Consider the following 15,105-nt stretch of genomic DNA (forward strand, 5'->3'; position numbering starts at 1 on the left):
CCCATCCATGCAATCTTCGCGCGTGGCCCTCGATGCATCTACTCAATAATCAAGCCACAATGCCCAGGGAACCGCTTGATACGCCCCCAAAAATCTGTTTTCTGGGCTACACTTGAATCGTGTCCACCTGCCCCATTTGCCTTCGGCAATTGCGACATTTATGAAAAAACGGGTAGATCGCATCCCTATTATGGCGGATGAGTTACTGCCCACCATCCTCGCGCGCATTTTATTTATTCGCTAGCCACAGGCAACCAGACGCGCCTTGACTTGCCTCTACCCGGTATGTCATTTTAGCCTTGGATAGTACATTATTTAGCTGTGATTTCCTTAATAATGTACTCGTGTTCAGTTTTGATTCAAACTCCTGTGTATAACGCTCGTCCAGCCGTTTACGTAGGTTGTTGATAGTAGGAATCTCGGACAGGCACGCCTGGCATCATAGCAAGCCGAAAGATACTGGATCCACAAGCAATACAGAAAGGAGTTCCCATCATGAATCACAGTGATCCTGAGATCCGCACCAGAGCTGAACAGCTATCTAAGAAGTTCGTAGATTTCATCGACCTAGATGACAAGGACCTGCAAGAGGTCCAGGTTACAGAGGTTGGCTGCAGTGGTGGTCAGTGTGGTGGTCAGTGTGGTGGTCAGTGCCAAAAACCTATCATTGTGAACTGTGGTGGCAAGTGTGGTGGACACAACTGTGGTTGTGGGCATCATCGCTGTGGCAACTGCGGCTGTAAATGCGGCGGCTGCCGTGGTTGTGGTTGTGGTTGTGGTTGTGGTTGTGGCTGTGGCTGTAACTGTGGTTGTGGCTGCGGCTGTGGCTGTGATTGCAGCGCCTGCGGCTAGTGATGAGCATCCGTTGTACAACTCTATGGTGTATGGGGGCGCACTGCGCCCCCATACACCATAGAAAAACCCGGTGCGGTCGCGCAGGCGGACACCCGTGTGGGAGCACTCATGTATCCCCGATAAGAGAAGCGCTTGATACCTTGTCAGGCATACGGCTTCGGATCAAGATAGGTTGGTAGAAAAGATGCGGCCAAAATTCCAGTCTGATACCTGCTACATCCCTTTTCAGGATGGTATCTATCTGCGCAACAATCATGGTGGGCTGATGCTCAAGGGGAAAAGTCTGTATGGCCTGTTACAACACCTGATTCCCATCCTCGACGGTGGAGCGTCCGTTGAAGAGATTACCGATGGCTTGAATGCTGATCAGCGGCAGATGATCGTGAACCTGATCGAGAAGCTATCAGCCCATCACTTTTTGCGTAATACAGAGCAGGATCAACCGCTCAGCGTTCCCCTGTCTGAACGGGACGCGTATGCCCCGGACCTGGCCTTCATCGCATCGTTTCAAGAAAACGCCGCCCGTAGCTTGATGCGCTTCCTTGGACAGCGCCTGCTGCTCATCGGCTCTGGCCTGTGCTTCTCTGCGCTGGTAGATGCCAGTCTGCAACAGGGTATCAGATATATCGGCGTGGATGCAACAGCGCCCACCATGCGGCACGCAAAGTCCGCTCCCGAGCAGACCATACGAGAAGTAGACGCCTTGCCCTGGGATGATGAGGCGGCTCTGCGGCACCTTATCCAGGACTTTGATGCGGTACTCTACGTCTCCGATCAACCTGTATTGGCGCGGGCCCGGCTGCTCAACCGTCTGTGTCGCCATCAACAACGCGTCCTGATGCAGGCAATCGTCATCGATAACCATGTCTGGATCGGTCCCCTGGTGCATCCGGCGGCAAAAGGCTGCTGGGAGTGCGCATGGCGGCGCCTCCAATCCAATCTTATCTCGCTCAGTGACCAGCTACCTCGTTACGCCTTTGAGGCGCAACCAGCAGACCCGGTCGAGCCGCCGTGTGTTACCAGATCGACCGCCGGGTTGATCGCCAATCGGCTCCTGTTTGAGCTTTTCCGCTATTGCACTCGGATCGGCGATGCGCAGGAAGACACACCGATCATCGATCTTGACCTCGCGACCTTCCAGAGCCAGAGCCTTGCGTTTCAGCCCCATCCGCTCTGCCAGGCCGATCAAGCTCCAGTCGCCGCGACCACCCCTCAATTCCTCGATCGCTTGCGGTCCCTACAATGCCGTCCAGCCATCGATGCCGAGGAGTTCTTTAACTCAATCATGCCCTGTACCGATGAGCGGCTCGGACTCTTTACGCTCACGAGTGCCGAGAACTTTGTGCAGATGCCGCTGACCGTTTTTCAGGTAAACGTCTCCAACCCGATGCTGTTAGAGCACCTGCGAGAGCCGCTCATGATCACCGCCGCGGACCTAGATGCCACGGCGTCCGGACTATACGCCTCCCGGACCGCCTGTGAGCGTTACCTGGCAGAGATCGTGGATCAGCGGCGTCTGTTGACGACTAAACAGGCGCGCCAGCAAGCAGAGCCGATGATAGCGCCCGATCGCTTCATCGATCCAGCCCCCCTCGCACAGGCAGATGAGCTGTGGACCTGGGCCTTCAACCTCTATAGCGCCCGAGCCTGCCTCGTGCCCGCGCCACAGGTCTTCTACGCGCTACACCAGCGCGAAAGAGAGATAGCGCTGCCTCGCGGCACCGCGTCTGGCATGGATTGGTATGAGGCGGCCTGCCATGGCCTGTTGGATTGGTGCCATCACCTGACCATTGAGCAGCTGACGGCATCCGCACAGCCATATCCGCGCGTTGACCTGTCACACACGGCACTATCAGCGACAGGAACACATCTCGCCCGGCTCTTAGAGATAGCGGATGTACAACTTGAGATCTACAATGTAACGGGGCCGCTGGGCGTCCCTACTTTTGCCTTCTGTGTGGACGATAGGATCATCGCGTACAGTACGCATTGCGAGGCGACACAGGCGTTGCAGGTGGGAATGCAACGTGTATTGCAACATTATCAATCCATACAATATCAGCAGCCCGCCTACGCCGTCACGCCACCAATCGATCTTCCCCGGAACCTGCGCGGCCAGCAGGTCAGCATACCAGACTATCCATGCCCCGCTGCATGGTCGGATCGTCTGACATGGTTGCTCCAGAAACTGCGCTCACACCATCTCTACGCTTGCGTGGTGCCTCTGGATCACGATCCAGCGTTAGCCGAGATCTTCCCCTTTGTAGTACGCGTCCTTTTGATCCGAAGCGAGGTGTAGTATGCGGCAAACTCCCATAAAGCATGGCATTGGTCTGGTGGGACAGGGCAATATCGCGCGCGGCGTGCTGCGCCACCTGGATACCGAATACGTTCAGATCATCGCATGCCTGCCGGAGGATGAGCAGTTGCCAGGATGTAGCTTCATCGTCTACTGCAGCGATATCTGGGCTCCGCAGGAGCTTCAGCGGCTCAATCAGCGCTGCCTGCAAGCAAAGCGACCGCTCTTGCCTGTCTATACACAATTCGGAGAGGCGATCATTGGCCCCTGCGTGATCCCCGGCGAGAAGGGTTGCACCAGTTGCGCCGAGCTATGCAAGCTGGGAGCGACGTACGCCGATACCGATCGTGAGCTGCTGCATCAATACCTCTATCATGAGCAGGCGCCACCGACCTTTCAGCCCTGGCTCTCGTCATTTAGTCTGGAGATACTGGGGACCGTGGTGGCCCGGGAGGTCCTGGCCTATCTCCAGCATCCGGAGCAGCTCCAGACGCGCCGGGCTCTGCTATCGCTTCCGTTAACGACCCTGGATTGCCAGCGGCACCCTTTTGTGCCGCTCTCGTCATGTCCCGCCTGTGGTGGGCTCGCCAGTGATAGTGAACAAGAGGCGGTCATTGCCCTGCAGTCACGTCACAAGTCAGATGTCTTTACCTATCGCGCCCAGATTGCATCGGCTACACCACAGGACATTCTCTCGACCTACGTTGATGAGCAGACGGGGCTGATCTATTCTCTGACCGTTGACCACACTGCCACGCTACCGATCACCGCCACGCACCTGCACTACGAGTTGCAGGATGGACGAGAACCCACACAGGGGACCGGCTGTACGTTACGCACGCAGCAGAGTAAAGTCATTTCGGTGCTCGAGAGCATTGAACGCTACGCCGGTATGCGTCCTAGAAGCAAACGTGCGGCGATACATGCGAGCTATCATCAGCTCTTGCAGCAGGGACGGTCGGCGCTCGATCCCAATACACTGGGACTGCAAGAGCCTGAGTGCTTTGAGCAGCACGAGCAGCAGTGCTGCCACATGCAGCCCTATCACCATGACCTGGAGTTCAACTGGGTCTGGGGATACTCTTTCCAGCACCGGGCTCCGCTCCTCGTGCCAGAGCAGTGCGTCTATTATGGTCTGCCACACGGCAAGGACAATCCTACATTCATCTACGAGGTATCCAACGGCTGCGCCCTGGGCAATAATCTGGAAGAGGCAATCTTTCATGGCTGTCTGGAGGTAATCGAGCGCGATTCGTTCCTGCTCACGTGGTATGCCCGTCCAGGCTTGCCACGCCTGGACCTCGACACGCTAACCGATCCAACCATTCGCCTGCTTGTCGAACGGGTGGAACATCAGACCGGCTATACCCTGCATGCCTTCAATGCCACGCTGGATCATGCCCTGCCATGTATCTGCCTGCTTGGCATCGATGAAGACAATCGGGAAGATATGCCAAAGCTGCATGCGCTGTCTGGCTCACATCCACATCCCGAACAAGCCCTGCTGCGCGGCCTGCGCGAGTTCGTAGCCACGACATCCGCCGCCCATGAGATGTATAAGCAGGGACGTGAGCAGGCGCGCGCGATGCTCGCCGATGGCCGCCAGGTCAAAACCATGTTCGACCATCCCCTCGTCTACTATCTGCCCGAGGCTTTTGAACGGCTACACTTCCTGTACCGCACGCCACGCAGACAGACCTTTCAGGAGGCCTTCGCCACCTTCTACCAGCAGCCATCAGATCAACTGGATCTGAAAGAGGACATTGAGCAACTCATCCAGTATTACCTGCAACGCAACATCGATACGATCGTGGTCGATCAGACGGCGCCGGAACACCTGCACACGGGGATGTGTTGCGTGAAGGTCCTCATGCCGGGCATGCTACCTATGACCTTCGGGCAGCATAATCGCCGCATCACCGGCTTTAGCCGTCTGCACCAGGTCCCCTATGCCCTGGGCTACCAGGACCACCCCCTCACTGTGGACGAAATCAACCCCTACCCCCATCCCTTCTTCTAAGCATAGAAAATGCCTCCTTTACTCTTGAGAGCAAAGGAGGCATGAGGTCGCTGGTTATACCATGATGCGCGTTTAGAGTACAAGCACGATCTTGCCAAGGATGTGGCGCTGCTCCAGCTCACGATATGCCTCCTGCACCTCCGCCAGGGAATAGATGCGGGCGATCGGAACTTCTATCTCTTTCTGCTCGATCAGTCGGGCAAGTTCAGCCAGGACCTCGGCGCTCGCCGCGTCGGCGTTTCCCTCGGCCTTGATACCGTACTTCTCCACTGCCGCGAAGTTGATGATCGTGTCGATGCGCTCTGGTTGCACACCGAGCTTGAGCGCCAGTTCGACGTAATCAGCACCGAATGTATCGATAAAAGCATCGAGATGGCCACCAGCCGCCTCACGCAGCCGCTCCTCTACCCCCTCCCCATAGGCAATGGGGATAACACCGTGGTCGCTCAGCCACTGATGGTGAGACTGGCTGGCCAGGCCGATCACTTTTGCTCCCGCTCGCCTTGCCAGCTGCACGACGATGGTGCCGACACCGCCCGCAGCTCCCGAGACGGCCACGGTATCTCCCGGCTTCAGCGCTACAGCACGCACCGCCGCGTAGGCGGTTGTCCCGGCGATAAATAACGCGCCAGCTACTTCCCAGGGAACGTTACGAGGGCGTGGGGTCACGTCACTGGCCTCGACCACCACAAAATCTGCCTGGCTGGCCCGCTTGTTCGTGAAACCGATCACCTCATCACCCACAGCTACATTCTGCACACCATCGCCCACCGCGGCAACGATACCCGCCAGGTCGCTCCCCTGGCCCGAGGGAAAGGTGGCAGGCCACTGCTCGGCAAATACTCCCTGGCGAATAGCCGCCTCGCCCGGATTGGTCCCGGCCGCCTTCACCTTCACAAGCACCTGTCCCGGACCCGGCTCCGGCTTCTCAACCTCAACCACTTGCAACACATCAAGCCCGCCATACCGATTAAATCTGACTGCTTTCGGCATTTTATCGCTCCTTCTTTTCATCTATCTCGTGATTTTTCATTTCTATCCAGAATATTGGTATACGTATATAATACATCTCTCGTCTCAGTTTCGTGACACATCAGGTCGCTGCACTAGCAACGCGTGGATGATCACTACTATGGCTACTATAGCTTAAAAACTTATATTATGTAAGAAGGGACCATAAGGTAACATAGTCAACTTTTGGAGACTATGGCCTTTTGCCACGTAACGCGAACAACCAGACCGGTCCCCCAACACCCCCAAAATCCCAAACGCCCCCACCAAAGAAAAACGCCCCGTAGAGTCGACCTCCAACGGTCGCCGCTACAGGAGTGTTCCATATTTAAGGGGGCATCTCGTTTTCGTGGGGCATTTCGGGTTTCTCCTTACATTGCCCTCTGAAAAAAAAGGAATGGCACTTCGGAACAAACGCTGGACTGGTGTTTTGATAATGCACATGATATAGTTATCACATGGAGACGAAAGAACAGACACAGCCAGATATTTTCCAGGAGAACTGCCTGTCACGACAGGTGCTACAGTTGATCGCCGACCAGTGGACGCCGCTCGTCATCTATGCGCTGGAAGATGGCACAATGCGTTTCGGCCAGTTACTCAAGCGCATCAATGGCATCTCAAAGAAGATGTTGACGCGGACCCTGCGTTCCCTGGAGCGCAACGGCCTGGTGCAGCGCGTCGTCTATCCCGTCGTGCCGCCAGTTGTGGAGTATACCCTTACACCACTGGGCCAGACCCTGATCGAGCCAGTGAGGGCGCTGCAGGTCTGGGCATACGAGCACCTACAGGAAGTAGCACAATCTCAGGCAGCCTACGATCAACGCGACCAGAAGCCGCTCTACGAGGCGACCGCCGCCCTCGTTCAACAACGATAGAAGGAACATGATTCGATGGCTGACCTTCCATCCTTTGCCATGCGCGTCTCCGATGTTGCCAGCAGTTGCAGTTTTCTGGTCGAGATGCTTGGCTTTACACTGACTGAACAGCGGTCCGACCTGGACATTGCCTACCTGCTCGACAGCGACGGAGACACGATTCTCCTGGCAGGACCAGCGGCGCACGATCTTTCCCCATATTTGAACGCTCAGCATTACATCGTCAGGCCCGGCGAAATCATCGGCATGGGTGGCAGCGACCTTGAGGCCCGGCAAGCTGATCTGCGCGACAAAGGTGTGAAAGATGTACAGCTGACCACACCGATGAGCACCTTGAGGAGATCTGGGCGATTCGGCGCGCACATGGGAAATAATTGTCCCATGCCACCCTATCTGCTGCCCAGGGCAAATTCACCGACCGATGTTTCCTGGTAATAGTCAGCACCGATTAAGCTGGCAAAGAGATCCGAATCGCCAGCACCGATGGCGCAAGGAGCGAGGTTCATGGCGCTGGCAACCAGGTACATGGTGGCATACAGCACGCCTACATCCTTGAGGATCAGGGCATAGGCGATGCTCTGATACTTCCAGGATACTCGCTGAAAGCGAGCGGTCAGCGTAATCAGCACCTGGGGAGGGCCTTCCTCACCCATCGATTGGCCCGCGTCGATGGCCAACCGTTCGGTATCCTTATCTGGCTCACGAACCAGGGATAGGGTGTGCCGTAATGGATTGTACCAGTAGAGGCCGGGCGCCAGTCCGGAGCAGCGGTCAACGGTCAGATAGCATTCCAGTTCGTAACTGGCTCCGCCGCCAGGATAGGGTCTTCTGCTCAGCTCACCGCTTTCTCCATATGTATAGATATCTTTGATGTGTGCGACACGATACAGAAACTCGCTGATCTGCTCCATCGTGATCGGATGTTCCTCATTATACGTGCGGATAGAGGCCCGCTCCTCCATCGCCTGCGCTAACGTGGGGTCTGTGCGCTGGACGCGCTCCATATCGGGCAGTGGAAGTTGCACAGTAACCGGCCACGGAGCTGGCTTGATAACAGGCTGAGCAGGCAGTTCATAGAGGAAGCGATAGGTGCCACCCAGTGAATTGCTGTGTCTGCCGCCCCGGCTGCGGCTGTGAAATAACAGGTCGTGAAATTCCCACTGCCTGAGCGCTGCGTCCTGCGTTTCGCCGAGTTGACCGTCATCGGTTGTGGCGGCGGCGAAATTGCCCATCAGCAACAGCGTCAGGACATCGGCTACGGTATCCAATGATCCTTCCCCATGCATACGGGCAAGCTCCAGAGGAGTGCGTGTCGTTCCAAGTTGATAGAGCAGATCGACCACCAGTTGGTTCTGGACCGTGAGCAGCGCGTGAGCGAGCGGTGATTCCAGCCAGTACCCCTCATCCTCACCTCGGCGCAGATAGGCGAAACGCGACAGACGATACAGTTGCTCCGGCTGGACATTTATCCATTTGTGCTGGAACGAGGCTGAAGTTGGATAGAGCGTCGCCAGGGGTTCGCCGCTGCTCTCACTGATCACGGATATATGGCACATCTGGTGCCGCATGAGGCTGGATAGATAGCGATAGCAGGTCATCAGGTGGGCGGCATCGATGGTCTCATTAATCCAGCGCATCGAGCATGGAGACTGCGCCAGCCTGCTAAATACCTGCCTTAAACCAGGCTCCAGCGGAGAAATAGCCACCTGGAAGAATGGTGACACCACGGCAATGCCCTGTCCCTCATCACGAATCTCCACCCCCTCGGTCAGGCAATAAGCGATCTGTGAAGAGGCCGTCACAAGATTCATAGCCAGCTCCTCCTCTCTCCATATAAACAAAACCATCGTATGCCACCGCCAGGCGGAAACGTAGATCGTAGGTGCCGGGCTTGCCCCGGCTTTGCTGCGAAGCGGCACCGTGCCCCGGCGCGCATGTTAGTTACGCCAACAACGACCACCTACCCAACCAGCGGTGCGCCAGAATGTTCAGCTAAATGTATCGAGCACACCCCTTTCTTCAAAGAACGTGACAACAGGCGCCGATGACGCAATCAGCTATCTCAAGCATACGCAGCGACCTGTTTCAGGGGTTGCTGCGTATGCGTTGGAGCCTTCTAAACATCACCTTTCTTCTGATGATAGGTAAAGGCAGCCCTATCCTTCCCGCTCAATCACTGGCAGGATCAGGTGTGATGGATACAGCTCGTTATGATAGACGCAATTGACGGCGGGCACGAAATCCTCTCTCTGCTCGATCGCGATGCTGCCACCGGTGTTCGAGTTGCGATCGTAGCGCGGGAAGTTACTGCTAGAGACCTCCAGGCGGATGCGATGCCCGGCGCGGAAGACATTCGAGGTCGCTCCCAGGTCTATGTGCAGCTCGTAGACGCGGCCTGGCTCCATCAAGGCTGGCCGCGCGAAGGATTCACGATAGCGGGCGCGCAGAATCCCATCTGCGAGCAGTTCGGCACGACCGTCGGGATACACATCCACCAGCTTGCCGGTAAAATCGGTATCGCGGGCGGACGAGGAGGCGTAGAGCACCAGTTCAATCGGACCGGTCACCTCAACGGGATGCTCAAGCGGCGCTGCAGTATAGCAGAGCACATCTTCTCGCTCCTCGATCTCGCGCTGATCATAGGGTCCCAGGTCGCCCCGCTGTTTGGACGCGACGTTGGTCGCGGCCCTGGTCGGCACCGGATCATGCGGATCATAGCGATACACATCTTCCTCACCCTGTGCCATCTGCGTGGCCGACAGCACGCCATCACCGGCAACGCTGTTCGCCTTCCCCCCGCTGTGCAGATAATAAGAACGATAGCGCGTATCGGGCAATGGCCAGGCATCTTCCTCGCGCCATTGATCGATGCCCATCACGAAGATGCGCACCGGCTTCTCCCGCTCTACGCCATTGTCGAGCCCCTTGAGCCAGCGATCAAACCAGCGCAACTGCACGTCGGTCAGCATGTTCACGGCCTGCTCGCTCACCGCCAAGCCGTCCTCGTCATACCGGCGCTCCGCGTGGCCCCACATAAAGTTGCCATGTCCCCATGGTCCGATGATCAGCCGCTGCTGCTGCCGCGCATGTCCGCTTCCTCCCCGCTGCTTCATCAGCTGATACTGACGCAGGTCGTTGCGCAGGAACAGATCATACCAGCCAGCGATCGTCAGCGCGGGCACGGTAACGCGCTCGAACTCTTCCTCCGACAGGGTGGCGCGCCAGTAATCGTCCTGGTCGGGATGCGCCAGCCAGTCAAAGTAATAGGGCGCAACATCACGCATCGCCGGTTGCTCAACCAGCGGCAACTGCTCAAAGCGGGCCGGAAAATCGTCCAACGCCTGCTTCAACATCTCCATATCCTCAGACCTCGCCCGGTCGTCTTTAATGCGCCGCTGCAGCTGATCCGGCGCAAAGCTCCCCATGACCAGCGTCAGGGCTACCGCGAGCATGAACGCGCCACCCTGATAGAGATACAAGCCTCCCGCATGGGGAGACTGGGAAGGCGCGATCGCACGCAAGGCGGCTGGCTGCGCGCTGGCCACCTGCCACTGAGCCAGCGCCTGAAACGAGGCTCCGAACATACCAACCTGGCCTGTGGACCAGGGCTGCTCGGATGCCCAGTTGATGGTATCCACGCCATCACTGCTCTCAAACAGAAATGGCTGGAACTCGCCTTCGGACGCATAGCGTCCCCGCACATCCTGCAGCACAATCACATAACCAGCCGCCACAACACGTTCGGCAAACAGGTTGATATTAATGGCGATAGGCCGGTCTTCCCATCCCGGCAACGGCATGCGGAAATCCTTATTGTATGGATGGCGCACCACCAGCACCGGCCACCGTCCCTCACCCTCTGGACGATACACATCGGTCGCCAGCTTCACACCATCACGCATCGGAATCATCAAATTCTGCTCAATAATCATATCGCTTCTAACCTTCTTTTCTTGAAAAACCTACTCTAACCACAATGCGCAACCAGCACCGAGGCCCCTTCCATATAAGGAGAAAAAAGGCAACCAAACCCGGCGAAAAACGAGCAACATAAGATACGCCCCGTAGGTGCTGGGCTTGCCCCAGCTTACCGCGTAGCGGTCCCGTTCCCGGGCACGCACCTTTCGCCAACGAAGACATCACCCCGTAGGTGCTGAGCTCGCTCCAGCTTCGTGGATAGAGTAAAGAGGATCGCGAATATCGCGTATTCAGATGTTACAGACTTCCTCGCACATGAAGACCTGCATTACAGATGAAGCGTTAGAAGACCTGCCTCATGAAGGGGGAGATGGCAATCATATATTATTCCTCCATTGCCATATATAACAGCATCGACACCATAACATACCAAAAACCCATCCGTCAATATCTTCGGACCTTCCCACGCACCATAAGTTCGGAGCTCGCCTTCGATTAAAAAAAGGGGCATCTACGGATATTCGTAGATGCCCCTCCACAATGCGGTCAGGCTGGCTGGAAACTATGACTAGACGGTAATGCGATCGAGATCGACGGTCCAGCCAGAGGGCGCGGAGAGCGTAATGGTGTTGTTGCCGGCATTCAAGGCGACGGTCATCGTCATCGACTGGACAGAATTCCAGTTGTTATCGTTAGTGCCGTGGAAGTTGATGGTCGTTGAGCTCCCTCCATTTACACTGAGCTGGCCCGAACGTCCACTGTCCCCATCGATGTAGTAGAGCGTCAGGGTATAATTGCCAGCGCTCCCTTCATAGATGTTGTTCAGCTGTACATAGGCACCATTGCCGATGTTGCCAACCTTCTGTCCTCCCGAGCAGGCGCTACAGCCAACGACGCTGGCACTACCACCAAGGGTATTGATGCTAGCCTCGGCCTCATACGAACTAGCGCCGGTATTGACTACGATACGATCAAAGTCTGGCGCCCAACCCGATGCGCTGGAGAGTCTGATGCTGTTGCTGCCAGCGTTTAAGTTGACAGTGACATTCATGCTCTGGACCGAGTTCCAGTTGTTGTCATTGGTGCCGTGGAAGTTTAAGGTGGTAGCCGAACCGCCGTTCACGCTCAGTTGCGCGGACCTGCCGCTGTCCCCATCGATGTAGTAGATGGTAGCGGTCGCGCTACCACTTTTGCTGGCGTAAATGTTGTTCAATTGCACATAGGCTCCGCTGCCGATGTTGCCAACCTTCTGTCCTCCCGAGCAGGCGCTACAACCGGCGACGCTGGCGCCGCCGCCGAGGGAATTGTTGGCCGCCTCGGCCTCGTAAGAGAGAGTGCCAGTATTGGTAGGCGTAACCTTTAGCAGCCGCGAGCCATGACCATTGAGGGAGGCGCTAAAGCTATTGTTGAAGCTGCCCAGGTCACTATGACTCCACAGGTCGCGTACGCTGGCGCTACCGCTAAAGCCGAGGTCGCTCCAGTTCGCGGTCACATTGGCACCGGAGCTATCCAGGTTGAAGAGGGCTACGGTATAGCTGCCATCAGTGTTATTGGAGAACCAGACCTGCTGGTTCGAGGACTGCGAGACGGGGTGCGCGGCATGGCCCGACTGGTCGACGGCGATCACCTCATCATTGGTCAGCAACGAGGTGCCATAACTGTCCAACTGGGTCAGGTCGTCTCCCGAAAAGAGGGGCGCGGACTCGATGGCCCACAATGTCATGTACGTCTGCCGCTCATCCTGCGAGATGCCGTCCAGCGTCCCACTCCCAACGTCCAGAGAGTCCAGATCATTCCAGCTCCCGGGCCCGGCACTATTGATCCAGGGAACGACATCGTTGAAGCGCGCCTTAATCGAGTTGTCCCAGGTAACCAGCGTGCCGCAGTAGCACTCGACATCGGTATCGATACGCCAACCATTGGCGTACTGCTGCCAGGTGCTGAGGTAATTGTGGTCCAGTGACCATGAGAGCTCCAGCCAGATCGAGCGGCCGCTCTGCTGAAGCGCCTGGGACCACGCCTGCACGTCCGGGCGATTATCCGACACGCTGACGCTGCGGCCAGAACCAGGCGTGACCCCGTCCAGCTTCAGGTAATCGACGCCCCATGAGGCAAACTGGTTGGCGATCGAATTAATGTAGGCCTGGGCGCAGGGATTGCTATAATTGATGGCGTAGTTGCCCAGCCAGCCATTGGTTTTGGTCAGTGGCTGCACCACGATATCCTGCGCGTGGCAGCTCGTCCCATAGATAGGATAGTTTTGATTGTAGACCTGGGGGTCCATGCCGGGATTGAAGTAGATGCCAAACTTTTGCCCGTTATTATGGACATAATTGCCGATGTCGGCCATCCCGGCGGGGAAACGCGTGGCATCAGCCCTGGGACGCCCGTAGCTATCAAACTCGCTCGTCCAGTTGTTATCCATCCACCAGCCGGCATCGATGTTGATATACTGATAGCCGTGGGATTGCAACTTCTGATGCACGACATCCGACTGCGCCTTGACGTGGGCCGCGTTAAGCCAGACGGTATTGTAGCCGCTATAATTGGTGGATTCCAGGCTCCAGCTGCTCCAACCCATGTACGGCTTCTGACCCGCTCCATTGCCGGTCGTAGCCGGAATATTGAGCGCCTTACTGCTGGCATGAACGGTGGTCCCATAACGCGGAGCCATAAACACAAGGGCCACCATAGAAATGGCACATAAAAATAGCACGGGGATGCGCAAAAGGTTCCGAGGTAAATACATAATCTTGTCCTTCCCTGGAAAAGATCACCATACAACACTGTTTCTTTGTAACGCTAGCGCATACACTGCGCAGCAATCCGGGACCAGCCACTCACTTGCGTTCGAACTTAACCAGTTACCTCCTCTCTCAAATCTTCATCTCTTATAATTAATTCAATCAGTGATTGAATTAATTATAAGAGATGCTCCTCCCTCCTGTCAATGCTTCCCATATCACCACACACACTCCACCCCCAATCTGGCGCCGTAGGCGCCAAAGAGAAAAATGAAAAAGCCCTGCGTACAAAGTGTATTGATTGACAATAACTCATCTTTAGGTTATGCTTATTATTGATAAACAGATACGCTATTTATCAATAATAAGCATAAAAACTTTGCATGAGTGAGGTTCTTTATGGCAAACCCGCCCGTGAGCAATACGGCGCTGGGAGCAGCGATGTGCCGTTTGATTGAGCAGTTCCAGCCGGAGCCAATCCGGCTCTTTTATGATCCCCTGGTCAAAGATCTGCTTGCCGCCCCTTTCAGTATGCTCATGCAGCTTAAAAGCATGCGTGCGTACACAATTAAACAGACCGATGCCGTCATGCCGGGTCTCTACGGTGTTCAGGTCTGCCGGACACGCTATATCGACGAGGCAGTGGAGCAGGCCCTCACGCAAGGGATCGAGCAGGTGGTGATGCTGGGCGCGGGGCTGGATACTCGTCCCTATCGTCTGGCGGGGATGGAGCGCGTGCGGATATTCGAGATTGACCTTCCAGCCGTGCAAGAACCAAAGAAGAAGCGGCTCCTCAAACACTTCGGTCGCTTGCCAGAACATGTTACCTTCGTTCCCATCGACTTCGGTAAACAGAGTCTGGATGCCGCTCTCGGGGCCACAATCTTTGACCTATCGCGGCCCACGCTATTTGTATGGGAAGGCGTAACGCAGTATCTCACTGAAAAAGCTGTCCATCAAACGCTCGCCTTCGTCGGGCAATCGACTCCTGGTAGCATCCTCGTATTCACCTATGTCTTGCGCAGCCTGATCGAGCGACGTTCGAACGTGCCAGGCGCCCAGAAACTGCTAGAGAGGCTGGATAAAGGAGGCTCCCCCTGGCTCTTTGGTCTGGAATCCTCAGACGTGGCCTCCTACCTCGCGCCCTTTCGCCTGAACCTGACAGCGGACGTGGGAAGCGCGGACTATCAAACAAGTTTCTTAAAACTCCTGGGACGCGAGTTGGTCGTGTCCGAGTGCGAACGCATCGCTCAGGCGACGGTTATCCGTCCCTGATTTATCCACTGAAGCGGAATATATTAAATACAATAAGGGACACGGGTCCTCCCGATTTTTTGAAAATCGGGAGGACCCGTGTCCCTTATTGAGTAAGCCAGGGGA

General features: G+C 56.2%; 10 protein-coding genes. 6 read left to right on the top strand and 4 right to left on the bottom strand.

The window, feature by feature from the left end:
• The first annotated feature begins 495 nt into the window (after positions 1-495).
• The 3 genes from KTT_RS25975 (at position 496) to KTT_RS25985 (ending at position 5,174) form a co-directional block, all read left to right on the top strand.
• Positions 496-852 carry a hypothetical protein gene (locus KTT_RS25975; protein WP_126600275.1) on the top strand — a complete coding sequence of 119 codons (357 nt, stop codon included), beginning with the start codon at positions 496-498 and terminating at the stop codon, positions 850-852.
• Between the two features lie 187 nt (positions 853-1,039).
• Positions 1,040-3,154, top strand: a complete 2,115-nt coding sequence (locus KTT_RS25980) for a TOMM precursor leader peptide-binding protein (RefSeq protein ID WP_126600277.1) — start codon at positions 1,040-1,042, stop codon at positions 3,152-3,154.
• 1 nt (position 3,155) lies between these two features.
• Positions 3,156-5,174, top strand: a complete 2,019-nt coding sequence (locus KTT_RS25985; RefSeq protein ID WP_126600279.1) for a TOMM precursor leader peptide-binding protein — start codon at positions 3,156-3,158, stop codon at positions 5,172-5,174.
• A gap of 72 nt (positions 5,175-5,246) precedes the next feature.
• Here the strand turns inward: KTT_RS25985 and KTT_RS25990 are convergent, their stop codons facing one another.
• A complete protein-coding gene (locus KTT_RS25990; protein ID WP_126600280.1) occupies positions 5,247-6,167 on the bottom strand; it encodes an NADP-dependent oxidoreductase in 921 nt (306 codons plus the stop codon).
• A 476-nt stretch (positions 6,168-6,643) separates the two neighbouring features.
• Between KTT_RS25990 and KTT_RS25995 the strand changes: the two genes are divergently transcribed.
• Both KTT_RS25995 and KTT_RS26000 read left to right on the top strand, forming a co-directional pair.
• A complete protein-coding gene (locus KTT_RS25995) occupies positions 6,644-7,063 on the top strand; it encodes a winged helix-turn-helix transcriptional regulator (RefSeq protein ID WP_126600282.1) in 420 nt (139 codons plus the stop codon).
• A gap of 15 nt (positions 7,064-7,078) precedes the next feature.
• On the top strand, positions 7,079-7,498 hold the full coding sequence (locus KTT_RS26000; protein ID WP_126600284.1) for a VOC family protein: 420 nt from the start codon (positions 7,079-7,081) through the stop codon (positions 7,496-7,498).
• Here KTT_RS26000 and KTT_RS26005 read toward each other — a convergent pair.
• From KTT_RS26005 to KTT_RS26015, 3 genes are all read right to left on the bottom strand, one after another.
• Positions 7,453-8,874: a SagB/ThcOx family dehydrogenase gene (locus KTT_RS26005; protein WP_160146143.1), complete on the bottom strand. Its 1,422-nt coding sequence runs from the start codon at positions 8,872-8,874 to the stop codon at positions 7,453-7,455. The two genes, KTT_RS26000 and KTT_RS26005, sit on opposite strands and share 46 nt — an antisense overlap.
• 345 nt (positions 8,875-9,219) lie before the next feature.
• On the bottom strand, positions 9,220-10,995 hold the full coding sequence (locus KTT_RS26010) for a CocE/NonD family hydrolase (protein ID WP_126600288.1): 1,776 nt from the start codon (positions 10,993-10,995) through the stop codon (positions 9,220-9,222).
• A 554-nt stretch (positions 10,996-11,549) separates the two neighbouring features.
• Positions 11,550-13,655, bottom strand: a complete 2,106-nt coding sequence (locus KTT_RS26015) for an alpha-galactosidase D (RefSeq protein ID WP_235845877.1) — start codon at positions 13,653-13,655, stop codon at positions 11,550-11,552.
• 469 nt (positions 13,656-14,124) lie between these two features.
• Between KTT_RS26015 and KTT_RS26020 the strand changes: the two genes are divergently transcribed.
• Entirely contained in the window at positions 14,125-15,000 is an 876-nt protein-coding gene (locus KTT_RS26020) for an SAM-dependent methyltransferase (RefSeq protein ID WP_126600297.1), read from the top strand.
• Positions 15,001-15,105 lie beyond the last annotated feature (105 nt).

Origin of the sequence: Dictyobacter aurantiacus (genome assembly GCF_003967515.1) — a bacterium.
GTDB classification, from domain to species: domain Bacteria; phylum Chloroflexota; class Ktedonobacteria; order Ktedonobacterales; family Ktedonobacteraceae; genus Dictyobacter; species Dictyobacter aurantiacus.

Bases quoted from the DNA above. Each gene is read 5' to 3' on its own strand.
- KTT_RS26015 (WP_235845877.1), bottom strand. From the start codon at position 13,655: ATGGCTCCGCGTTATGGGACCACCGTTCATGCCAGCAGTAAGGCGCTC.
- KTT_RS26000 (WP_126600284.1), top strand. From the start codon at position 7,079: ATGGCTGACCTTCCATCCTTTGCCATGCGCGTCTCCGATGTTGCCAGC.
- KTT_RS25985 (WP_126600279.1), top strand. From the start codon at position 3,156: ATGCGGCAAACTCCCATAAAGCATGGCATTGGTCTGGTGGGACAGGGC.
- KTT_RS25990 (WP_126600280.1), bottom strand. From the start codon at position 6,167: ATGCCGAAAGCAGTCAGATTTAATCGGTATGGCGGGCTTGATGTGTTG.
- KTT_RS25995 (WP_126600282.1), top strand. From the start codon at position 6,644: ATGGAGACGAAAGAACAGACACAGCCAGATATTTTCCAGGAGAACTGC.
- KTT_RS26010 (WP_126600288.1), bottom strand. From the start codon at position 10,995: ATGATTATTGAGCAGAATTTGATGATTCCGATGCGTGATGGTGTGAAG.
- KTT_RS26005 (WP_160146143.1), bottom strand. From the start codon at position 8,874: ATGAATCTTGTGACGGCCTCTTCACAGATCGCTTATTGCCTGACCGAG.
- KTT_RS26020 (WP_126600297.1), top strand. From the start codon at position 14,125: ATGGCAAACCCGCCCGTGAGCAATACGGCGCTGGGAGCAGCGATGTGC.
- KTT_RS25975 (WP_126600275.1), top strand. From the start codon at position 496: ATGAATCACAGTGATCCTGAGATCCGCACCAGAGCTGAACAGCTATCT.
- KTT_RS25980 (WP_126600277.1), top strand. From the start codon at position 1,040: ATGCGGCCAAAATTCCAGTCTGATACCTGCTACATCCCTTTTCAGGAT.